Source organism: Vibrio fluvialis (genome assembly GCF_900460245.1).
GTDB lineage: Bacteria > Pseudomonadota > Gammaproteobacteria > Enterobacterales > Vibrionaceae > Vibrio > Vibrio fluvialis.
This window is the reverse complement of record NZ_UHIP01000001.1, coordinates 1,013,107-1,034,151: the sequence shown is the minus strand read 5'-3', so window position 1 is coordinate 1,034,151 and position 21,045 is coordinate 1,013,107. Positions and strand designations below refer to the sequence as shown.

General features: G+C 54.2%; 19 protein-coding genes. 9 read left to right on the top strand and 10 right to left on the bottom strand.

The window, feature by feature from the left end:
* Positions 1-312 precede the first annotated feature (312 nt).
* The gene (locus tag DYA43_RS05035; protein ID WP_020330055.1) at positions 313-738 is read left to right on the top strand and encodes a DoxX family protein; all 426 of its coding nucleotides are present in this window, start codon (positions 313-315) and stop codon (positions 736-738) included.
* Positions 739-1,003: 265 nt separating this feature from the next.
* Entirely contained in the window at positions 1,004-1,351 is a 348-nt protein-coding gene (locus DYA43_RS05030) for a hypothetical protein (protein ID WP_020330054.1), read from the top strand.
* Between the two features lie 108 nt (positions 1,352-1,459).
* Here DYA43_RS05030 and DYA43_RS05025 read toward each other — a convergent pair whose 3' ends face one another.
* Positions 1,460-1,894 (bottom strand): GNAT family N-acetyltransferase, encoded by a 435-nt coding sequence (locus DYA43_RS05025; RefSeq protein WP_061056354.1) that lies wholly within the window; start codon positions 1,892-1,894, stop codon positions 1,460-1,462.
* 373 nt (positions 1,895-2,267) lie between these two features.
* Between DYA43_RS05025 and DYA43_RS05020 the strand changes: the two genes are divergently transcribed.
* Entirely contained in the window at positions 2,268-2,747 is a 480-nt protein-coding gene (locus DYA43_RS05020) for a hypothetical protein (RefSeq protein ID WP_014204782.1), read from the top strand.
* Positions 2,748-2,924: 177 nt separating this feature from the next.
* Positions 2,925-3,833, top strand: a complete 909-nt coding sequence (locus tag DYA43_RS05015) for a DMT family transporter (protein WP_061056353.1) — start codon at positions 2,925-2,927, stop codon at positions 3,831-3,833.
* An 88-nt stretch (positions 3,834-3,921) separates the two neighbouring features.
* On the opposite strand, the gene DYA43_RS05010 is transcribed toward DYA43_RS05015, so the two are convergent.
* From DYA43_RS05010 to DYA43_RS05000, 3 genes are read right to left on the bottom strand one after another with little or no spacing between them, the layout of a single operon-like run.
* Entirely contained in the window at positions 3,922-4,071 is a 150-nt protein-coding gene (locus tag DYA43_RS05010) for a DUF2474 domain-containing protein (protein ID WP_081094757.1), read from the bottom strand.
* Positions 4,068-5,075, bottom strand: coding sequence for a cytochrome d ubiquinol oxidase subunit II (gene cydB, locus DYA43_RS05005; protein ID WP_024375334.1), 1,008 nt, complete (start codon positions 5,073-5,075; stop codon positions 4,068-4,070). The genes DYA43_RS05010 and cydB overlap by 4 nt, the downstream gene beginning before the upstream one ends.
* Positions 5,076-5,090: 15 nt before the next feature.
* Positions 5,091-6,455 carry a cytochrome ubiquinol oxidase subunit I gene (locus tag DYA43_RS05000; protein WP_061056352.1) on the bottom strand — a complete coding sequence of 455 codons (1,365 nt, stop codon included), beginning with the start codon at positions 6,453-6,455 and terminating at the stop codon, positions 5,091-5,093.
* Between the two features lie 143 nt (positions 6,456-6,598).
* Between DYA43_RS05000 and DYA43_RS04995 the strand changes: the two genes are divergently transcribed.
* On the top strand, positions 6,599-8,014 hold the full coding sequence (locus DYA43_RS04995) for an aminotransferase-like domain-containing protein (RefSeq protein WP_061056351.1): 1,416 nt from the start codon (positions 6,599-6,601) through the stop codon (positions 8,012-8,014).
* 9 nt (positions 8,015-8,023) lie between these two features.
* On the opposite strand, the gene DYA43_RS04990 is transcribed toward DYA43_RS04995, so the two are convergent.
* Positions 8,024-10,225 carry a sensor domain-containing diguanylate cyclase gene (locus tag DYA43_RS04990; RefSeq protein WP_061056350.1) on the bottom strand — a complete coding sequence of 734 codons (2,202 nt, stop codon included), beginning with the start codon at positions 10,223-10,225 and terminating at the stop codon, positions 8,024-8,026.
* A 451-nt stretch (positions 10,226-10,676) separates the two neighbouring features.
* Here DYA43_RS04990 and DYA43_RS04985 point away from each other — a divergent pair, with 451 nt between their 5' ends.
* Positions 10,677-10,967 carry a hypothetical protein gene (locus DYA43_RS04985; RefSeq protein WP_020428936.1) on the top strand — a complete coding sequence of 97 codons (291 nt, stop codon included), beginning with the start codon at positions 10,677-10,679 and terminating at the stop codon, positions 10,965-10,967.
* A gap of 65 nt (positions 10,968-11,032) precedes the next feature.
* On the opposite strand, the gene DYA43_RS04980 is transcribed toward DYA43_RS04985, so the two are convergent.
* The 5 genes from DYA43_RS04980 to dsrO form a co-directional block, all read right to left on the bottom strand.
* Positions 11,033-12,085: a c-type cytochrome gene (locus tag DYA43_RS04980; protein WP_047457173.1), complete on the bottom strand. Its 1,053-nt coding sequence runs from the start codon at positions 12,083-12,085 to the stop codon at positions 11,033-11,035.
* A 17-nt stretch (positions 12,086-12,102) separates the two neighbouring features.
* Positions 12,103-12,714, bottom strand: coding sequence for a c-type cytochrome (locus tag DYA43_RS04975; protein WP_020428940.1), 612 nt, complete (start codon positions 12,712-12,714; stop codon positions 12,103-12,105).
* A gap of 177 nt (positions 12,715-12,891) precedes the next feature.
* Complete coding sequence (locus DYA43_RS04970) at positions 12,892-15,984, bottom strand: tetrathionate reductase subunit A (protein WP_061056349.1); 3,093 nt, start codon at positions 15,982-15,984, stop codon at positions 12,892-12,894.
* A 12-nt stretch (positions 15,985-15,996) separates the two neighbouring features.
* On the bottom strand, positions 15,997-17,100 hold the full coding sequence (gene nrfD, locus DYA43_RS04965; protein ID WP_061056348.1) for an NrfD/PsrC family molybdoenzyme membrane anchor subunit: 1,104 nt from the start codon (positions 17,098-17,100) through the stop codon (positions 15,997-15,999).
* A complete protein-coding gene (gene dsrO / locus DYA43_RS04960; RefSeq protein ID WP_061056347.1) occupies positions 17,097-17,864 on the bottom strand; it encodes a sulfate reduction electron transfer complex DsrMKJOP subunit DsrO in 768 nt (255 codons plus the stop codon). The genes nrfD and dsrO overlap by 4 nt, the downstream gene beginning before the upstream one ends.
* A gap of 169 nt (positions 17,865-18,033) precedes the next feature.
* On the opposite strand from dsrO, the gene DYA43_RS04955 reads away from it, so the two are divergent.
* From DYA43_RS04955 to DYA43_RS04945, 3 genes are read left to right on the top strand one after another with little or no spacing between them, the layout of a single operon-like run.
* A complete protein-coding gene (locus DYA43_RS04955) occupies positions 18,034-19,851 on the top strand; it encodes a sensor histidine kinase (protein ID WP_061056346.1) in 1,818 nt (605 codons plus the stop codon).
* Positions 19,852-19,867: 16 nt separating this feature from the next.
* On the top strand, positions 19,868-20,482 hold the full coding sequence (locus tag DYA43_RS04950) for a response regulator transcription factor (RefSeq protein ID WP_024375251.1): 615 nt from the start codon (positions 19,868-19,870) through the stop codon (positions 20,480-20,482).
* Positions 20,479-21,039: a sigma-70 family RNA polymerase sigma factor gene (locus tag DYA43_RS04945; RefSeq protein ID WP_055452884.1), complete on the top strand. Its 561-nt coding sequence runs from the start codon at positions 20,479-20,481 to the stop codon at positions 21,037-21,039. Before DYA43_RS04950 ends, DYA43_RS04945 begins: the two co-directional genes overlap by 4 nt.
* The last annotated feature ends 6 nt before the right edge of the window (positions 21,040-21,045 follow it).

The window sequence follows — 21,045 nt, the reverse complement described above, 5'->3', positions numbered from 1 at the left end:
TTTCGCGTTTAAACGTTATTTTCCACCAACCCGACTTTCCCTTTCGAGATATTTCATTACCAATTTCAGCCTATATAACCCACACTAAAACTCGCCACATTCTGAAGCAAAATCAAATATTAATATCACTTACCCTTACTCACCTCTCTTTTTCTATCCACCATCAATTTTGCAACCATAATTACCGGAACAATAAATTGATGCGCATCAACAAAGTTATTCGAAATAATTGTTCATCATCGCCAACAGCGAGCGTGCAACTATTTCGTAATTCGATGCTAAGTTAATAAAAAACCACTCGGGAAAATCATTATGAAAGCGCTACTAAACGGATTAGATTCATTGTTGGACAAAGATGACCTGGGCAAGCTGATTCTGCGAGTCAGTTTCAGCGTAATGTTCCTGCTGCACGGCATCCATAAAATCTACGGCGGTACAGAGTTCATTCAGGGCTTGTTTGTGAAGCATGGTTTACCTGCATTCTTTGCTTACGGTGTCTATCTGGGCGAAGTTGTCGTGCCTATTCTGATTATTCTCGGCGTGTTGACCCGCTTGTCCTGCATTGTGTGGATCGGCACCAGTTTGGTCGTGATTTGGCTGATGCATTCCGACAACCTGTTTACCCTGAATAAAGTGGGAGCATGGGCCGCTGAAGGTATTGGCGTGTATCTGTTTGTTGCCATCGCCATCATGCTGATGGGGCCTGGCAAATACGCGCTGGAAACACGCAATAAGTAACGCGGTTTACTTTCTGCCGATTCAAAAGCTTCGCATCCGCGAAGCTTTTTTGTTGTCAACTCGAATGCACGTCATTCACTATGCAACCCGTTGTTTTCAGGAAAAATAAACTTTTCTCTACCCTGACTTTAGCCATGGCAAACCCGCGATTTCAAACCTCAGGTGTCTGCCCAGTCAGAATTCCGTCATAAGCGCCACCGATAGCTTGCGGGCTTCCTGATTCGCTTCTTTAATAGCAACTGATGGAACCAAGCAGGACTATCGTATGTTGAATAAATGGTTATTAATGGGCGCCGCATGTTTGCCTTTCGGTATGGCGCAGGCTGATGTTTCTGTGCGTCAAAGTGGAGTCACTGTGGAAGCAGACTGTCTGCAGATCAAAGTGGATGGTTTAAGTATTGGCACTGGCGATTGCCGCCCGACACGCTATTACCGGGAGAGCGTGAAGCACTATGATGTGCATCACTACTACCATGAAGACGAACGCCCATGGAAACATCCGGGTAACTGGAAAAAGAAGGCGAAATGGAAGGATAACCCCGGCCATTGGAAAAAACGTGAAAAGGTCACTTACGAAGAAGAATGGGTTTACGAGCGCAAACACCGTCACTAATCCCTCATTCCAACCTTGACGGTCAAAAGATCCGCGGAGCCAATCACGACGAATTAAAACCACAAAGGTCACCTAGTGTGACCTTTGTTTCGTTTGCCAACCAGTCAGTTACACATTGAGATTCGTTGAGCTGTTGAACGAAAACATGCGCACTTCGTCACGCGCAAACCAGCCTAATTTCTGATAAAAACCTTGCGCGCTTTCATTGGTGTTAAACACAAACAGGTGAGTTTTATTAATACCCTGAGCCGCCAGAGCATCAACTGTTGCGTTGACCAGTTGTTCACCAATCCCTTGGCCACGCAAGCGACTGCTGACCGCCAGGTGTTGCAGATAACCACGGCGACCATCGGTGCCAGCCAGCACAGTACCGACAATCACATCTTCCTTGATGGCAACAAAGCTACAACCCGGATTTCGGGTCAGGTAAGCCGCAATGCTGTCGCGTGAATCGGCATCACGCAGGGATAAATGTTCAGTTTCACTCCAAATCGCGATGACTGCATCGTAATCTGAGATATCCATTTCTCGAATAGTGACCACATAAGCTCCTGATTTTTCAATTATGCGCATTTGGCAAGGTATGCATCATGGCACACTTTATCGCCAGCGGTACAGTGGCAAACCTTGATTTCATTGAGCTGCGGCGATTCACGGACGGAAAAATTCGGTTCGAAATCGCGCGTTTTTTATGTTCAAATAGTGACCTTTGCGTGATCTATTCCACTTATTAAACAGAAAAACAGGACTCGTGGATAAACGCCCCTTGCTTTAAGGGATAAAAAGCCCAATAAATGGGGAAATAAGGCAGAAAACGTGCTTTTCATGAATTCTTGATTCACCGCAATACACCTTCTTCCCTGCCAGTTTAAGTATTAGGCTTCTGTTTCGAAGCCCCATTCTAAGGATCTTTATTATGTCTGACCTAACGACGAGCATTGACTCTATCCAACCTGTTGTCGAATCTTCCGGCTCCTCTATCTGGGGCTATGTGATCGGCGGTATCGTCCTGGTTCTGGCTGCTGGCTACTTTGGTTTCAAAAAAATGAACCAACCTGCTTTCGTGATTAAGCAGCTGCGCAAACGCAACCGTAAAGAGATGCAAAAACAAGGCGTTGAAAGCGCAGAATCGATGGCGGATCTGGATCTGCTACTGGATTCTGTTCAAAAGTACGCGACTGAGAAAAAAATGACGGGCACCGCTATGGTTCAACTGCTGGCGCCAATGAACGACAAAGCGAAAGTGAAATCGGGCACTGATTTTTACCATGCCATGGCGTACATCGCGAAAAACATCGACGATGCCCAGCTGGCTCGCAGCTTCCAGAACAAATCGAAGCAAGTCAAATCCAGCTCTCCGCTGATGGCGGGTCTGCTAAAACGTGCAGGCGTATAAGCACCACAACCACTCTTTCCGATAACCCGCCAAGTGCGGGTTATTTTTTTGCTCTCAAACCACACTCAGATCCAATCGGCATCACTCTCTGGTGACAAACCCCACTTTTGCGATGGCATTTCTTGAGCTTTGCCAGTAACGTCATGATTCCCTCATAAGAAAAATGAAAAGGAAGTCATGACCAGTCTTGTGAACCGCCTTAAATCCAGCCCGAAAAGCACGTTGTGGGTAACGCTCTGTTTGCTTGCGCTGCCACCGCTCTTCTGGGCAGGTAACTTCATTGTCGGCCGCTCGGTGCGCGGCGATATTCCCCCGCTCACTCTGTCGTTTGATCGTTGGTTGATTGCCAGTCTGGTGCTGCTGCCGTTTACCTACAAAATCTTGCGCCGTGAATGGCGGCTTTACTGGCAATACCGCACGCGGATTGTCATCGCTTCCATTACCGGCGTCGCGGCGTTTAACTCGCTGATCTATCTTGGTTTGCAAACCACCACCGCCAGTAATGCGCTGATCCTGAACTCGTTCATTCCGCTGCTGATCATGCTGTTTGGCTCGCTGTTTTTTAAACTCACCCTCAGCGCCAAACAGTGGCTGGGGATGAGCATTTCGTTTGTCGGCGTGCTGAGCATTATTTCGCGCGGTGAGTGGTCAGTGCTCACCTCACTGAGCTTTAATCAGGGCGATATGATTGTGTTTCTGGCAATGGTCAGTTGGGCTATCTACACGCTGGTGATTCAGCGCATGCCGAAAGAAATCAACCGGATTGGTTTGATGTCGGTGCAGATGTTCCTTGGCTTGTTGGTGGTGTTGCCGTTTTACCTGTGGGAAGTGCACTCCGGCGCGTTGCCGAACTGGAACAATCACACGCTGCTCGCGCTGGCTTACGTGGGGATTGTGCCGTCAGTGCTGGCATATCTGCTCTACACTGCGGGCGTGGAACGTTTGGGGCCGGCTAAAGTCGGGTTATCCATTCACCTCATTCCGGTGTTTGGCGTGTTGCTCTCCATCGCGCTGCTCGGCGAGAGCTTGCATCTGTATCAAATCAGCGGCATGGCGCTGATCTTCCTCGGCATTCTGCTCAGCTAGCGCTGACAGGAAGATTTTTCCCATAAAAAAGTCCCCGGCGAAGCCTCTTGCCGGGGACAAAGAGCTAAAAGTAAGCTCTACACTTCGGTTAAGCCCTGAGACCGGCTGCGGTCATCAAGGCTCGAAACAGCGTCGCGACAATGCCCAGCGCCGCCACGCTGACACACCAAATGCCCGCCAGCCACAACCACTGTTTCCATGTCGCGGGCGTCTCAGACGCCTGTTGTGGTCTGTTCAATGGTACGCCTCCCCGTCTTTCACTTTGCCGCCGAACACGGCATAGCTCCAAAAGGTGTACATCAAAATGAAGGGAATGATGAACAGCGCGCCCACCAGCATAAAGCCTTGGCTTTGCGGCGGTGACGCAGCCTGCCACAAAGTGACCGACGGCGGAATGATGTTCGGCCACAGGCTGATACCCAAACCAACAAAGCCCAGCAGCACCATGCCCAGCGTAGCGACAAACGGCAGGCGATCCGCATGGCGCGCCAATGCGCGATAGGCCGCCCAAGCCAGTAAACCAGTAGCCAGCGGCACCGCAGAGAGCCACAACACGTTCGGCACACTCAACCAGCGCGTGGCAATACTCGGTTGCGCCAACGCCGTCCACGCACTCACCGCGATCATCACTGCCAATTGCATCGTCAGAATACGCGGCGCCATGCCAAAGAATCGCTGCTGTAAATGGCCCTCGGTTTTCATGATGAGCCAGGTCGCGCCAAGCAGCGCATACGTCACCACCAAGCCTAAGCCACAAAACAGCGAGAACGGCGTCAGCCAATCAAACGCGCCGCCCGCGTAGTGGCGATGTTCAACCGCAATGCCCTGAATCACGGCGCCCACCACCATGCCTTGGCAGAAGGTCGCGGCAATCGAGCCGACCATAAAGGCGCGATCCCAAAACACGCGATGATGCGCCCACGCTTTAAAGCGAAACTCAAATGCCACGCCGCGAAATATCAGCGCCACCAGCATCAGCGTGAGCGGTATGGTCAGCGCATCAATGATCACGCTGTAGGCGAGCGGAAACGCACCAAACAGCGCCGCGCCGCCCAACACCAACCAGGTTTCGTTGCCATCCCACACCGGCGCGACCGAATTCACCATGGTGTCGCGCGCTTCGCCGCGCGTCACCATGGGCATCAAAATGCCGATACCCAAGTCAAATCCATCCATGACGATGTACATCAGCGTGGCAAACACGATGATGCCAAACCACACGATTGATAAATCAAATCCCATCTCAGGCTCCTTGAATTAAATGCGACCGGACAAAAACGGCTGTTCGTGTTCAGGCAAATGCGCAGCATCCGGCCCCTGTTTGATTTGGTGAATCATGTACAGATAGCCAAAACCAAACACCGCGCCATACACCAGCACAAACCCAATCAGACTGATGCTCATGTGCAAATCACCATGGGCGGACACCGCATCTCGCGTGCGTTGCAGCCCATACACCACCCATGGCTGACGGCCCACTTCGGTGGTAAACCACCCCGCCAGAATCGCAATTAACCCGCTCGGCCCCATCCAAATACACAATCGCAGAAAGCCACGATGTTGATTGAGTGTGCCTCGCCGGCGCAGCCACACGCTCCAGAGCCCTTGCAGTAACATCAACATGCCGAGCCCAACCATGATGCGAAACGCCCAGAACACCACGGTGGCATTCGGTCGATCTGCTTTGGCAAATTCTTTCAGCGCCGGAATCGGTTTACTCAGGCTGTGATTGAGGATCAGGCTGCCCAGATAAGGAATTTCCAGCGCGTAATCGGTGGTCTCGGTCTCCATATTCGGCATGCCGAATAAAATCAGCGGCGTCGGTTCGCCATCGCTGTTATCCCAATGGCCTTCCATCGCAGCGATTTTCGCGGGCTGATGTGCCAATGTGTTTAAGCCATGCAGGTCGCCAATCAGGATCTGAATCGGCGTCACCACCACCAGCATCCACAGCGCCATGGAAAACATTTTGCGCACCGCGCTGCTGGCATTGCCGCGTTTTAAATGCCACGCCGCCGAAGCTGCGACAAACAAGGCGGTACTGAGAAACGCCGCCACGCCCATGTGCAGCAAGCGGTATGGGAAAGAGGGGTTGAAGATCACTGCCAGCCAATCGACTGGCACCACGCGGCCATCGACAATCTCATAACCTTGCGGCGTGTGCATCCAGCTGTTGGACGCCAGAATCCAGAAAGTGGAAATGATGGTGCCAAGCGCCACCATGCAGGTGGCAAAGAAATGCAACTGTTCCCCCACCCGCTTCCAGCCAAACAGCATCACGCCGAGAAATCCGGCTTCGAGGAAAAATGCCGTCAGCACTTCGTACGTCAGTAACGGGCCGGTGATCGATCCAGCGAAGTCTGAAAAACCACTCCAGTTGGTGCCGAATTGGTAAGCCATCACCAAACCAGACACCACACCCATGCCAAAGTTGACCGCAAAGATTTTCGACCAAAAATGGTAAAGGGTTTTGTAATCGGGATTGCGGCGTTTCAGCCACAGTCCTTCGAGCACCGCCAGATAGGTCGCCAGACCAATCGTAATAGCGGGAAAAATAATGTGAAACGAGACAGTAAACGCGAATTGAATGCGAGCAAGCATGAAAGCGTCGAGACTGAACATAACTTCCTTCCAGTATCTTTTTAATTGTGGCGGCATGGTAAGTCGCCACGAAAATTGCGAACAGATACAGAAACTCGCCGCTTTTCTATAACAGTTAATAAAACCAAGTGTTATATTCCGAGTGTCAATAAAAGGAATAAGTAATGGCGAAATACGAACAGTTGGTGGAGCAGATCAAGCACCAAATTGACGCAGGCATCTGGCAGGCGGGCGATAAGTTGCCGTCGCTGCGCAAGCAATCTGAGCACTCGGGTTTGAGCCTGATGACGGTACTGCATGCCTACCAAGTGCTCGAATCGCAAGGCTGGATTCAATCGCGCCAGCGCAGTGGTTACTGCGTGTCGCCACAATCGGCTCCGACAAGCAGCAACGTGCCGCGCGCCATCGAATCGATGGAGCAGATCGACATCAACGATTTTATCTTTGATGTACTGCAAGCGGGACGCAATCCGCACATGGTCACCTTCGGTCACGCCTATCCCGATCCCAGCCTTTATCCACGTCATCAGGTGAATAAATCGCTGATGGCAGCCGCGCGCAGCATGCCGGTGTCCAGCGCGCTCGATAACCTGCCGCCGGGTAACGATACGCTGCGCTCAATCATCGCCAAACGTTACGCCGCCCGCGGCATCAACATCTCACCGGATGAAATCGTGATCACCGCAGGCGCATTGGAGGCGCTCAACCTCAGTCTGCAAGCGGTGACGCGTCCCGGCGATTGGGTGGTGGTGGAATCGCCCACCTTTTACGGCGCGTTGCAAACCCTTGAACGCTTGGGGCTGAAAGCGCTCTTCATTCGCACCGATCCGCAGCACGGCATCGACCTCGACTCCCTTGAACGTGCGCTGCAATCGCATTCGGTTAAAGCGTGTTGGTTGATGAGCACGCTGCAAAATCCGCTCGGATTTACGCTCAGCGCCGAGAAAAAGCAGCAACTGGTGCAGCTACTCAGCCGCTATCAGGTGGCCTTGATTGAGGATGATGTCTACAGCGAACTTTACGCAGGTAAGGAAGCGCCGCTGCCCGCTAAAGCGTGGGATCGCAGCGCCAACGTGATGCACTGCTCGTCGTTTTCCAAATCCTTGGTCGCCGGTTTTCGCATCGGCTGGGTTGCCGCTGGTCAGCACGCCCTGAGAATTCAAAAACTGCAACTGATGAGCACCCTGACCACCAGTGTGCCGATCCAACTTGCGCTGGCGAACTACCTCACCACGCGCAATTACGAACAGCATTTGCGCCAACTGCGACGCAAACTTCACGAACGAAAAAAGGCGATGCTGGACCAGCTTCATCAGGCGTTTCCGCCCGGAGTGAGTATTACCGACTCCGATGGGGGGTATTTTATCTGGGTTGCACTGCCGATAGGCATGGATGCGATGGCGCTGTATCAGCGCGCGCTGCAAGAAAAGATCACCATCGCGCCGGGGAAAATGTTCAGCCCAGGCGAGCAGTTTGCCCACTGTTTTCGCCTCAACAGCTCGTTTGAACTGACCGAGCAACGCCAGCGGGCGATTTCTCGCTTAGGGGAATTGATTCGTCAGCAGATGGGCAAAGTTTAAGCCACGGCTTTAAGCGACGACGAGGCAGTTTTTGCCCCGGCGTTTGGCCTGATAGAGCGCATTGTCTGCCTCCACCAACAGCGACTCAACACTGGAACCGTGTTTCGGATACACCGCGGCGCCGATACTGATGCCGATCCGCAGGCTTTGACCGTGAATGACAATAGGCTGGCCGATGGCATCGATGATCTGCTGCGATTTATGGAAATGTTCGTCGTCGGTATCGGGCAAAATCGCCACAAACTCATCGCCGCCAAAACGGGCCATAATGTCGCTGGAACGAACCGTCGATTTCAGGCGCTGGGCAACAACCTTCAACACCTGATCGCCAACGGCGTGCCCATGGGTATCGTTGATCGCTTTAAAGCCATCAAGATCCATGAAATAGAGCGTAAACGGCTGCTGATGCGCGACTGCTGTATCGAAGTGATTGTGCGCCAACTCATAGAAGTGTCGGCGGTTGGTCATACCCGTCAAATCATCCTGCGTTGCGAGGCGACGTTCCAATTCCGCGACTTCCTGGCGGCGTTCCACTTCTTGCTGCAAATGCTGTGTCGCCGCCTTGACCGCTTTTCTGACATACAGCTTGTGGCTCAGTATGCGGTACAGACCAATCGCTATCACACCTGTCGACAACAACAGATAAATCCAATACCAAGAAGACAAAATAAAGCTGGTGTGGTTGCTGTACGCGTCTTTGCGGCCAGCCATCGATAGCACCCAGCGGCTGTTGCTTAGCTGAATCTCGGTTTGCAATACCGGGTTAGCATCGGTATCGATATCCCCCAGTACCAGCGTATTCACATCGCCAACCGGGTTGATGGCGCGGACCGATAAGGAAAACTCTTTGGAGAATTCGGTGATGATTGCCGATTTCAACAAGGCTTCCATATCGATCAACACCGTTGAAAAGCCCCAGAATGTATTGCGCGGCCCCCCCTTTTCCGATGGCAGATAGATCGGTGCGCGAGCAATCAGAGCCTGACCGCCTTGCAGCAAAGTTAACGGGCCATCGACGATGGTGCGTCTGCCAGAAATCGCTTTTAAGACACTCGCTTTGCGTTTTGGATCTTGCAGCAGATTGTGGCCAAGCGCTTTTTGGTTGCGATCCACATCGGTTACATAAGTCACAATCCCTTTCGGCGCGAGTTGCAAGCTGGTGATGTAAGGCGTTTTCTCTAACACACGGTTGGCGAACGTGGTGAACTCTTCGTCAGTAAAATTGGGGCGCGACATCACAAACGCTTCGAGGCTGTCTGTCAGCCGCAACTTGCTTTCCAGTGTCGCGTCGAGTGTGATAGCCAGACCTTGCAAACGCTGTTTGTAGAGGTAGAGATCGTCACGCTGCTTCCCTTCGTGTTCGATATAACGAAGACTGATCGCAATCGTCAGCCAGATAATGCAAGCCAGCACAACGATAGTAAGATGCAGTGGGTTAGCGTGATAAAGCGTGTTGCGGGCAACATTCTTGTCGGCAATGATGCCGCGGTAAAGAAAGTAGTTGGACGCCAGTCGAATCAAATGGCCGGCAGCATTGGCGTCGCCGTACACTGACGCGTATTGGGTAAAGCAGAATTCGGCCAACATTGTCAGCGCAAAAGAAATCAGCAGATACTTCATCTGACTTGCCGGGTAGCTTTCGCGTCGCCACCACACCCCTATGGCGGCCAGTAACACAAAACTGATCACCGCATATTCGCTGTAGATCTTAAACGGCGTCAGTCCCTGACCTTCAATAAAAGCCTGAGGGAAAATTTCCAGCGGATAAATCGCGCACACCCCAGCCAGCGTGACCAGCACCAGGGCTTTGATGTAGTGCTGCACGTAACGGCACTGAAATGGACAGATAAACACCACAGCAAGTCCGACCGCTTCCACCAAGCGTGCCAGCACCCAGAATTGCGTCGGCGGGTTCGCGCCCAGACCTTCAGCAAACAGTGATCCTTTGTAGCTCATCATATGCGCGAGGTCGACAAACGCCACGCACAGATAGAGTGAACTGAGCAGCGCCAACGGGCGCGCGTCACTTTTTGCCGACGCTTTATAGCCAGCAAGAGCAATCAGTCCGGAGACAAATACCGTAGAGAGTTCAATAACTGCATGAAAAGTGACAAAGTCTCGGCGCGACAACATCCATAACAGGCCTAAAACCAAAGCCAGTATCAGAGATTGTGTCGTCCTGACAAACGAGCTTTTGTCAGTGAATGGCATACTTTCCAACGCTTCCTATCCTACGCAATTGGTTTTTCGACAGACCGATGTTGAGAATCTAAGTATTCATTGCCGCCAAACAGCCACCGATAATCGGCTCACGTGAGTTGGGCGAGCAAATTAATTTCAGGATAGACGACTTAGTAATAATTCGAATAGTAACGTCGTTCATAAAAGCGGGTCAATTCATTGACAGCAGAAATGTTGTGGCTATCGCCGATGTAATGTAACCACAGCCTCAGTTACATCATTGAAATATCAAATATTTGACGCGGGATTAATCTCATGTTCAGCAAGACTATTCAACTAAAGGGTTAGGAGAGAAGCACGTTGCGCGGCTGTTTATTATTGACGAGTTTAATGTCTCAATCCCGCCAGTTTTCCCCTTAAGTGGTGTGGTGATGTCTACCGCTTGACCATTAAAATAGCCTCTTTATTCCAAGGGGTTAACATGTCCAACAAACCCGACCGCCTCACCGCTATGCAGCAGATCATCGACGCGGTGCAACAGGAATTCCCGCTGTATCAACAAGACACCTTTGTTTGCGGCCCAAACAATACCTGTGTCGGCTGCCCGAAAAAACTGATGGAACTGGTCGACAGCGAACTCAGCTACTGGCAACACCAGGTGAAGCGCGGCTTACCGCCCTCGTTCGACGAACTCAACCGATTTGGCAAATTGTGCAAAAACGTGCGCCGCGCTCTGGTGCGCAATGGTCGAATCGCGTTCACTGAGCGGTAAAAATCCACCAGCAGATCTGGTGGTTGAAAATAGAGAAAAAAGCGCTCGAATGAGCGCTTTTCAATTTAGTTGACCGTACCGCTGGGAAACGCTTTGCTGCCCAAGCGATACCCCTCAACCGTTTTGCCGTAGAAGCCATCATGGGCGTGGTACTGCTTGAGGTTGGCATCCAGATCGCCTTTATATCGTGGATCTTGCGGACGCTCGTGACTGTTGACGTACGCCGCCACATCCCACGCTTCTTGCACGGTTAGCTGAACGCTCTTACCCAGCGGCATGTTTTCATAGATAAAAAACGCCGCCGTGTTGATACGGTGCATGCCTGCGCCCCAGTTGTAGGCATACTCGCCCCACAGCGGCGGAATGTAAGAACGTCCTGTTGCATCGGCCATGCCCTGTCCGTCTGCCGCATGGCAGGTTGAGCAGTTTTTGGCATACACGTCTGCGCCACGTTCGCGCGACGGTGCTTGCTCTGGATTGGCGAGCTTCGGATAGCCACGCCCGGCCAGATTGCCACGTTTCTCGACCGGCAGCGCTTTGGCAATCACGTCCGGCAGCGGGAACGACTCAATTTTGCCACCCGTTTGTAGCTGCTTGGCATCCAGCGCCGGAACCGGCTGATCGCCAAGACCATACTGATCCATCAAACCGCCCATCGCCAACCAGTACGCATAAGCGCTCAGCGCCACCAACTCCGGTGAATCGTACTCAGGCGGCTTACCATTCATCGAATACTGAAAACAGCCCTGAATGCGGTCGGCGTAGCTGTTTACCCGGTCGTTCTTTTTGCGATAGGCCGGATACGCCATGTACGCCGCCCACAGCGGCGCCGCGTTCGGTTTACGTCCCGCCTGCATGTGGCAGTTGACGCAGTTCTGATCGTTGCCGACATACTGGCCACGCATCTGCTGTGAATTCACAAACAGCGAATAACCGTGTTTGACCTGACGGCCAAATTCATCGTCGGGAATCGTGCTCAAATCGCGCGGCACCAGATACTCGGCCTGCGACGATTTCTTTACCGCGGGGAGTTCTGTCTGACGATCAGGCAGCTCTGTCGTGGCTATAGCCAGCGCTGGCAACAGACTGAGCGTTAAAAGGGAAAATGCAAATTTCACGAGCTCTCCTGCAGCAATCAGTAACGGAACGACGCGAAGTAAAACGCCAGATTCTCAATTTCATCATCCGTCAACTTGCCAGCAATGGTCGCCATCATGTTGAGCGGGTCGCCTTGACGCGTACCGTTTTTCCAGCTGTGGAGCTGATTTTTCAGGTAATCGGCATGCTGGCTGGCCAAACGCGGGAATGTCGCTACGCCCATTCCGCTGGCACCATGACACGTTGAACACGCCGGAATGTTGCGGTCCCAATCTCCCTGATAAATCAGCTTGCGATAGGGGTTGCTGATGTCGGCCTGATCGCCGCGCTGTTCAAGATGAGTAAATTGGTACGTCGGCAGTGCTGAGTAGTAATCCAGCACACTTTTGCGCACCGCAGGATCGCTCAACCCTTGCGCCATCGCCGTCATCATCGGGTTCTGACGCTCGCCAGAAATAAAGAGTGCTATTTGGGTTTGCAGGTATTGGCTATCCAGCCCGGCTAACATCGGTGCCACATTGGGCTGGCCTTTGCCGTCGGCGCCGTGACAACTGGCGCAGACTTCGCCTTGGACAGGCATGGCAGCCGCGTGGACACCGCTGGTCGCGGCAAACAGTAACAGCGCCGCGGCGGAAAATAATTTGGACATGCTGACTCACTATGACTTTATTGCTCTCCTCCCTATTGTCAACTTTGACACTAACGTCAGCTATTGTGGATTTCCACATATTTACCAAGCAAGCCGAGTGACCACAGATACGTATTTACCGTGGAAAAAAGGCGCAGTGGCTTAAGTCCACTGCGCCGGTGTGGTGTGCAGGGTTTCCTACGCTTTGCGAATCCGCGCTGGCAGGGATTGGCGAGCCGCCGCGCCGACCACCCAGTCGAGCAGCACGCCCGGGCTTTGCCGGGTTGGGTCAATCAAGCCGATATCGTTGATGTTGACGCCATCGCTGCGCTTCATTCTGACCGGTTGCTGCTTGTCGCCAATCCAGTGCGATCGCTCGCCGAGTTCAGTATGGCCAAAGCCGTGCTCGAAACCGAGCGTGCCGGGGCGAATACCCTCCAGCACCATCGCCACCGCCGTCATCTGCGCGCTCGGGGTTTCAATCACAAACCGATCACCCGTTTCAATCCCCGCCGCCTTGGCATCGTGTGGATGCATGTAGACCGGGTTGTCACCTTTGATCGCGTTGAGACGGGGCGACAAATTCGACACTGCGCTGTGAATGTTGGATTTAAAGTTGGTCAGACTGAATGGCCACTCGTGCGGCGGATAACGCGCTTCCAGCGGCGTGCCGTCTGCCAGTTTTTGCGGATACCAGGTCGGGCAACCGCTGTAGCGCTCGCCGGTCATGGTATTGCGCGACGTCGCCAGTTTTTCGTTCCATATCGCAACCGGATTGACCCATTTGTATTTCATGATGTCGCCTTTGTAGGCTTCGGTTGCATCCTCAAACCGCCCGCCACGCGCAAAGATGTACGCCACCCGCTTCATTTCGTCCACCGTCAATGCCTGCTGCATGGCGGGCATCAGGCGCTCCAGCCCTGACCACGCAATGTCTTCCGCCGTCACTTCCGGTACGCCGCCTTTGACATACGCCAGGTTGGCCGCCGAACGTAGATAGAAATCTTCCGCACTGTGAATGCCGTGCCAGTTGCCATCAGCATCGGCAATGGCATTATCACCAAAACCGCCGAGCTGCATTTTCTTTGCCACGTCGATCAAAAAGTTTTCCAGACAGATCGAGCGCCCATCCGCCGTTTTGGCCGTGCGCGGCGCAACAACCGGCCAGCGCGCCGTGACGGTTTTAACGGGCACGTCATGCCACGGCCCGGCCATGCCCCAGCTTTCGTACGTGACGGTATCCGGCACGATGTAGTCCGACAGCGTGGTGGTTTCGTTGATGAACGCATCGACCGATACGATCAGCCCCAACTGTTTCGGGTCTTTGAGTTTTTCTTCCAGCAGCGCTTTGAGCCCCGGCACCCCGTAGATCGGATTGGCAATGTGGTTGATCCACGCTTTGATGCGATACGGATAACCGTCCATCGCCGCCGATAAGTGTTCGGTCAGCAGCGGCGCGGAAATCGGATACCACGGCGCGCGCGTCGGGTAAGGCGACTCGCCGGCCGCTACGCGACGCCGGTATTCACTGCTTTTGTGATACGGGAATTTACTCCGTGACAGGAAAACGCCTTTGGGTGCAACCTTGCCGGCAAACTGGTTGAAGTTGTAACGCGGGCCGTCTCCCGACGTCGGATAACCGCCCGCTTTGGCCATTGCGCCGCCTTTGCGATTGATGTTTCCCACCATCGCATTGAGCATCATGATGGTGAACGCGTTGTAAAACCCGTTGGTGTGCATGTTGCCGCCGTGGGTGTCCACCACCGCTTTGGTGCCATAGCTGGTAAAGCGCTGTGCCAGCGCGATGATTTGCTCCTCGTTGATTCCGCACTGCTGGCTGTAATAGGCCAGATCGTATTTAAACGCCTGCTCTTTGAGGTGCTGCAACGACGATTTGACCGTGACGGGCTTGCCCGCCAGCATCACCTCGCGCGTGACAAACAGCGCCGCTTCGTGTGGTTCGGTATTAAGCGCGAACTCGTCACTGCTTGCATTGACCACCACGTACGGATCGCTGTCTGAACGCGCTTCACCGTCAAACGGCAACCCGACATCCGATGCGCGCAGGAAGCTGCCGCAACGCGGATGCTGCTCGTCACTGATCACCAAATGGGTTGCGTTACACCAGTGCGCCGTGCCGGCACGCTGCATCGCAGCCACACCCGGCTGAGCCAGAAATGTTTGGTTGTAGCGCTGATTGGCGATGATCCACTGAATCATACCAAGCACCAACGCAGAATCGGTGCCCGGTTTGATTGCCAGCCAATCGTTACGATCGCCCGCCGCTAGGCTCGACGACCCCGCTGGCAGGCTGGGCGTGACCACGGTGTATTCGAGTTTGCCTTCGCTGCGCGCATTGGCAAGCTGGCGCGCCTGACGCTTGAACGGGTTACCCGCCTGCGCTGGCGACATGCCGATAAACAGAATGTACTCGGCGTGGTCGAAATCCGGTTTGAGGTGAGCGTATTTATCCAAATCGTTGAGGAATGCGCCGCTGCCGGCACGAAACGCGTAACCGCAATACGAGCCGTGATGGCCAAAGTTGCGTGTACCGAAACTGTTAAACGCAAAGCGTTTGATAATGTCATCCCGCCCTTCATTACTGGCATTGGTCACCAGCAACTGGTTGGCTTTCGGACCATATTCCGGGTTGTCGGCATCCAGCGGTGTGGTGAGGTCGCGAATGGCACGCAAGCCCTCAACATGCCCTTCGCCAAACAAGTCGCCCCCTTCGACAATCTCCTCAATCAGCTGCTCGTAGCTGATCGGCTCCCAGCGCCCTTCACCACGTTTGCCAACCCGTTTCAGCGGCTGCGTGATTCGGTAAGGGCTGTTTTGCATGTCCAGCATCGCATTGCCGCGCGCACATGCCGTTGAACGGCCTTGCAACCCCGCTTCGCCCGCCATACTCAGGTAGGCATCTTTGACTGGCGTCGCAAACGGAATCGCATTTTGCTGTGACAGCGGATGATACGGGTTACCGCTGATGCGCAGTATGTCATCGTTGCGATTGTCGATGCGCACGCGCAGGCCACACAGCGTCCAGCAACCAAAACACATTGAGGGGGCAACGCGCTGATTCGGATTGGGGATCAGATTGCCGTTGCGATTAACGCGGTATTCCGGCTCCAGCGAATTACCATGATGCGGATCGCGGGTGGCCTGCCCGGCTTTGCCTTCCACAATCCCTTCCACCATGTGTTTGGTGGTGGTTGCGTAACCGGCGGCAAATGCGCCCACACCACCGACGGCAAGGCCCGACTTCAAAAACTGACGGCGTTTGTTGTCCATGTTCTGTTTCTCCTACTCGTGGTGTGTCAGTACGGATGAGGGATGGGTTTGCGCGCGGTGTTGCACCAGCTCACTGCCCAGCAGTGCCAGCGCCAGCCACAAACCGAACATGCCCGCGATGCCGAGCGCGCCATTGGCGCCCCAGGGCAATTCATACGGATAAGGCCCGACATCGAACTTAGGAATGGTCTGTACCTGCATCATGGTGACCCAGCGCACCAACCAAGCGGCGACAAGGCTGAGTGCCATCATGCCAATCAAACCCAACCCGCGGGTTCGGTCGTGCAGGCTGAAAAACGCCCATGCGATACAGCCCAGCAGCGCCGCGGTGAGCAGCGCCAGATGCTGCGTCCATTGCGCATTTTCATACAGCGAAAACGTTGGGTTATTGGCCGCCCAAATCGGCACTAAAATCAGCGCCAGCACCGCACTGAGCGACACGGTTTTCTTCAGTAAGCTGAGATCAAAGCTGCTCAGTTGCGCCGAAATGGCTTTCGGCACCAGCAGATAAACAAACAGGCTAAAACCGACGGCCGCCAGAAACGCGGTGACAAACCACAGCAGCGGCGCGGCGGGTTGATGCCACAGCGGACGAGCGCTCACGGCGGCAATTTCCGCGCCGGTATAGAGCGCAATCGACAGCCCCGAAAGCATGGTCAGTGTCGCCACCAGCAGCATCAAACGGCGTGAGGTGCGCCACTGGCCGAGCGACAGTTGACCAACCCAGCGCAACACCAAACCACGGCTTTGCTGCAGCGCAATCAAATCGGCGCGCAGATAAAGCCAAGCCGTCGCCACCGCCAACGCTGAAAATAGCGGCAGAAACAGCGAGCCCAGCGACATCCACGACCACGGCGTGATGTAAGCGTAGAAGTGCCACGCTCTGCCGGGTTGATGCAAATCGCCGGTCAGTGCCAACGGGCCAACCATGGCGCCAATCGCCAGCGTGAGCACCAGCGCGGCACGCAAACGGTGACTGCTGCGCCTTTCAAACAGCAACGCAATCAAAAAGAGCATGGCCGCGGCGTACGCCGAGCCAATGTAGAAGAAATACTGCACCGCCCACGGTAACCAGGCGATCGCTTGCGACGGAACCAACACTTCGGTGATGTTCATGCGTGGCCTCCTTGCGGCTCGTAAATGGCGGCTTTGCCTTGAATGTGCGAGGTAAAGCGTTCATCCATGCCGAGATAAAACACATGCGGCTGGGTATTGGCTTCCGGTTTCAGCACTTTCAGTTCGCCTTGATGCTGAGCCATCAACTGGCGAATCTGGCTGGTTGCATCGTTCAAATCGCCGATAATGCGTGCGCCGCCGACACAGGTTTCCACGCACGCCGGCAGCAAGCCCTGTTCCAGACGATGCGCACAGAAGGTGCATTTATCCGCCGTCAGGGTCTGTTCGTTGATCACTCGCGCATCGTAAGGACACGCCTGCACACAATAGGCGCACGCCACACAACGACTGTTGTCCACCATCACAATGCCATCCTCGCGCTGAAAGGTGGCCTGCACCGGACACACCGCCACGCACGGCGGGTTATCGCAGTGGTTGCACAAGCGCGGCAGCGTGAACGCTTTCACCTGCTGAGTCGCCTGCGAGCCATCGGTTAAGGTCACTTCGTACTGTTTGACGGTGGTGCGAAACTGGCCGATAGGCATCTGATTTTCAACACTGCACCCGACCGTGCAGGCCTGACAGCCCACGCATTTGCGCAGGTCAATCAACATCGCATAGCGTTTGCCTGTTTGACCTTTACGGTCCGGCGCCTGGTTATTGCGTATCACGGTGCTGGCCGTTGCCGTGCCAATCCCGGTCACCGGGATTAACGCAGCACCAGCGGTCACCGCGCTGAGAAAACGTCGTTTGGTGGAATCCATCACTCACCTACTGAAGTTGGTTGGGTGAGTTGATTGTCAGCAATGCGCCGCGCGGTCGGTATTGTGGTTTTCCACATACCCGGCGGTTCATTGATCTAAAACAAATGGGGCGTGGTACGGGTTGCTGTTATCCTAGTCGCCAATTGATGTATTCAGGGATGAAGGCCGCATGTTCACTTCGTTAGTTCGCCGTTTGATGTTCCCCATACTGCTGGGGTTGTGCTTGTTGAGCGCGCAAAGCATCGCGGCGCAAGAGGCGGCCAATCAAGTTAAGTCTTCCAAAATCAAGCCTGTCGTTGATGTTGGAGTGTTGGCAATTCGCGGTAATCTGGCCGCGGAGCAGCGCTGGCAACCAACCATCGAATGGCTCAATCAACACATTCCGGATGCCGAGTTTGTGCTGCATCCGCTCGATTTAGACGGCATGCTGAATGCGGTGAAATCGCAGAGCATGGACTTTATCGTCACCAACCCCGGTCAGGCGGTGCGCCTCGGCAGGCAGTACGAGCTGTCGTGGATGGCAACGCTCACTAATCGCGCGCCGAGCCATTCTAACTACGCCATCGGTTCGGCACTAGTGGTTCGGGCCGATTCCCCTTATCAGCAACTGGCGGATATCGCCGGACATCCGATGGCCGCGGTCTCCGAGCGCGCTTTTGGTGGCTACCTCACGCTGCGCTATCAGGTGTTAGAACTTGGCTTTCATCCGAATGATTTTTTCGCCAACGTGCGCTTTTTAGGGTTCCCGATTGACGCCAACCTCTATCAGTTGCGTGATGGGTTTGTCGACGCGGCGGTCGTACCCGCGTGTTTGCTGGAAACCATGACCCGTGAAGGGCTGCTGGAGGCCAATCGCTATCGCGTGCTCAACGTCGACACCAACGCAGATTTCCATTGTCAGGTATCGACTCACCTTTATCCGAATTGGTCGTTTGCCAAAACCGACCGCGCATCGGCGCCTCTCGCCAAACAAGTCACCCGCGCGCTGCTTGCCATGCCTGCCGAAAGCCCGGCCGCCATCGCCGCAGGTGCGTCCGGTTGGACCTCGCCCGTCAGCTTGCTGTCCATCGATAAACTCTATCAGGCGCTCGATCTGCATCCATTGCAGGAGCCGTGGTGGAAAGAGGCGATCCGCTGGTTACGTTTTCATCAGGAGTGGGCTTGGGCGCTATTTATCGTCGTGGTGGTATTGAACGCCTACCACTTCTGGCTCGAATACCGGTTTAGCAAAAGCCAACAAGCACTGGAGAAAACGCAGCTGCGCCTCAAAGAGAAAAGCGAACAGTTGGAACACGCGCAGCGTGTAGCGATTGTGGGCGAACTCGGCAGCAGCTTGGCGCATGAAATCAATCAGCCACTCGCGGCAATTCGCAACTACAGTGAAGGCGGTTTGCTGCGCGTGGCAAAGCAGCGCCCGACAGAAGAGATCACGCCGGTGTTTGAGAAGATTCAGGCGCAGGTCGATCGCGCCGATGCGATCATCAATCGCCTGCGTAACCTGATCAAAAAACGCAGCCTTGAAAAGCAGCCGTGCAACATCGAAACCCTGCTCGACGAGACACTGGAGCTGATGCACTACCGCTTGCAAAAATACGAGGTGGCGATCAGCCGCAGCAGCGAAGGCGACGTCATTGCCGTGGAAGCAGACCGCGTCGGTATGCAGCAAGTGCTGGTGAATGTGCTCAGCAATGCCATCGACGCCTGCCTGCTGTATCAAGAGCGTGAAGCATCCGGCAGTTATCAGCCCAAAATCGCGCTACATACTGATTATCAGCCCGAGACGCTGTACATTCGCGTGGTCGATAACGGCACCGGACTGGAACACGGCACCCCGAGTGAAGCGTTTGTCAGCCACAAAGCGCATGGCCTCGGATTGGGGCTGGCCATTTGTCGCGATGTGATGGAAAGCCATGGCGGGCAAATCAGCCTGATGTCCGTCCAGCAACACGGCTGCATCGTCAGCCTTTCTCTGCCCTATTGGGCGTAAATTCAGGAGCGCATGAATGAGTGAATCGAATCCACACCTGCCCGTCTATGTGGTTGATGACGATGAATCGGTGCGTGATTCTCTGCAATTTATGCTGCAAGAGCACGGTTTCCACGTCACCACCTTTGCCAGCGGCAAGGCGTTTCTCGACCACATCAATCCGCTCAAACCTGGCTGCGTGATTTTAGACAGCCGCATGCCCGAACTGCGCGGCCAGCAAGTGCACCAACGGCTCAACGAGGCCAACAGCCCGCTGGCGATCATCTATCTGACCGGTCACGGCGATGTGCCGATGGCGGTGGATGCGCTACAAGCGGGCGCGATTCACTTCTTTCAAAAACCCGTCAAAGGCGACGAACTCGCCGCCGCCATCACGCAAGGGCTGCAACAGTCGGCGTCAAAGCTGGATCTGCTGGCGGCAAAAACCGCGTTTGAATCGCTGACGACACGCGAGAAAGAGATCCTCAAACTGTTGATTGCCGGTAAACGCAATATTCGCATCGCCGACGAGCTGTGCATTGCGCAGCGCACTGTCGAAGTGCATCGCGCAAATCTGATGAAAAAGTTTGCTGCCAGTACCGTGGCCGAACTTGCCTACGTCTATGGCCAACTGGCCAAGGTGATGCGATGAACACCAACGGCGCGGTTCCTTGTCTGCTCACCACCTGGTCGCGCAGCGAGCAGATGCTGTTTCGCTGGCTGGTGAAACGCTGTGGCGATCGCGATCTGGCGGTGGATGTTTTACAGGAAACGTTTCTCAAAGCACTGCAAATGAATCAGTCCTTTTGTGAAATCGAACATCAGAAAGCCTGGCTGTTCCGCGTGGCCGCCAATGCGCTCACCGATGAGTGGCGCCGCCATCAGCGTGATGATGAACTGTGCGATGCCGCCATACCGACGTTAACAGCAAACACTGATGAACCTGAAGCGGTTGACGGGCTGACACAGTGTCTACCCACCGCGCTGGAGAGGCTCAGCGAGGACGATCGTGAAATTATTCAGGCCTGCGATCTCAATGGCCTCAGTCAACAAGCCTTTGCCGAGCAAAAGCAGTTACCGCTCTCCACCGTCAAATCCCGTATTCAGCGCGCCCGCGCTAAGCTGCGTGATCAGTTGAAGACACACTGTCACATCCGCTTTGATGACAACCACAAAATCTGCTGCTTTACTCCTTCATCCCTAAAATAATCACTT

Excerpts from the sequence above, each read along its gene's own strand:
- DYA43_RS05035 (WP_020330055.1), top strand. The coding sequence starts at position 313 with ATGAAAGCGCTACTAAACGGATTAGATTCATTGTTGGACAAAGATGAC.
- DYA43_RS05030 (WP_020330054.1), top strand. The coding sequence starts at position 1,004 with ATGTTGAATAAATGGTTATTAATGGGCGCCGCATGTTTGCCTTTCGGT.
- DYA43_RS05020 (WP_014204782.1), top strand. The coding sequence starts at position 2,268 with ATGTCTGACCTAACGACGAGCATTGACTCTATCCAACCTGTTGTCGAA.
- DYA43_RS05015 (WP_061056353.1), top strand. The coding sequence starts at position 2,925 with ATGACCAGTCTTGTGAACCGCCTTAAATCCAGCCCGAAAAGCACGTTG.
- cydB (WP_024375334.1), bottom strand. The coding sequence starts at position 5,075 with ATGGGATTTGATTTATCAATCGTGTGGTTTGGCATCATCGTGTTTGCC.
- DYA43_RS05000 (WP_061056352.1), bottom strand. The coding sequence starts at position 6,455 with ATGTTCAGTCTCGACGCTTTCATGCTTGCTCGCATTCAATTCGCGTTT.
- DYA43_RS04995 (WP_061056351.1), top strand. The coding sequence starts at position 6,599 with ATGGCGAAATACGAACAGTTGGTGGAGCAGATCAAGCACCAAATTGAC.
- DYA43_RS04990 (WP_061056350.1), bottom strand. The coding sequence starts at position 10,225 with ATGCCATTCACTGACAAAAGCTCGTTTGTCAGGACGACACAATCTCTG.
- DYA43_RS04985 (WP_020428936.1), top strand. The coding sequence starts at position 10,677 with ATGTCCAACAAACCCGACCGCCTCACCGCTATGCAGCAGATCATCGAC.
- DYA43_RS04975 (WP_020428940.1), bottom strand. The coding sequence starts at position 12,714 with ATGTCCAAATTATTTTCCGCCGCGGCGCTGTTACTGTTTGCCGCGACC.
- DYA43_RS04970 (WP_061056349.1), bottom strand. The coding sequence starts at position 15,984 with ATGGACAACAAACGCCGTCAGTTTTTGAAGTCGGGCCTTGCCGTCGGT.
- nrfD (WP_061056348.1), bottom strand. The coding sequence starts at position 17,100 with ATGAACATCACCGAAGTGTTGGTTCCGTCGCAAGCGATCGCCTGGTTA.
- dsrO (WP_061056347.1), bottom strand. The coding sequence starts at position 17,864 with ATGGATTCCACCAAACGACGTTTTCTCAGCGCGGTGACCGCTGGTGCT.
- DYA43_RS04955 (WP_061056346.1), top strand. The coding sequence starts at position 18,034 with ATGTTCACTTCGTTAGTTCGCCGTTTGATGTTCCCCATACTGCTGGGG.
- DYA43_RS04950 (WP_024375251.1), top strand. The coding sequence starts at position 19,868 with ATGAGTGAATCGAATCCACACCTGCCCGTCTATGTGGTTGATGACGAT.
- DYA43_RS04945 (WP_055452884.1), top strand. The coding sequence starts at position 20,479 with ATGAACACCAACGGCGCGGTTCCTTGTCTGCTCACCACCTGGTCGCGC.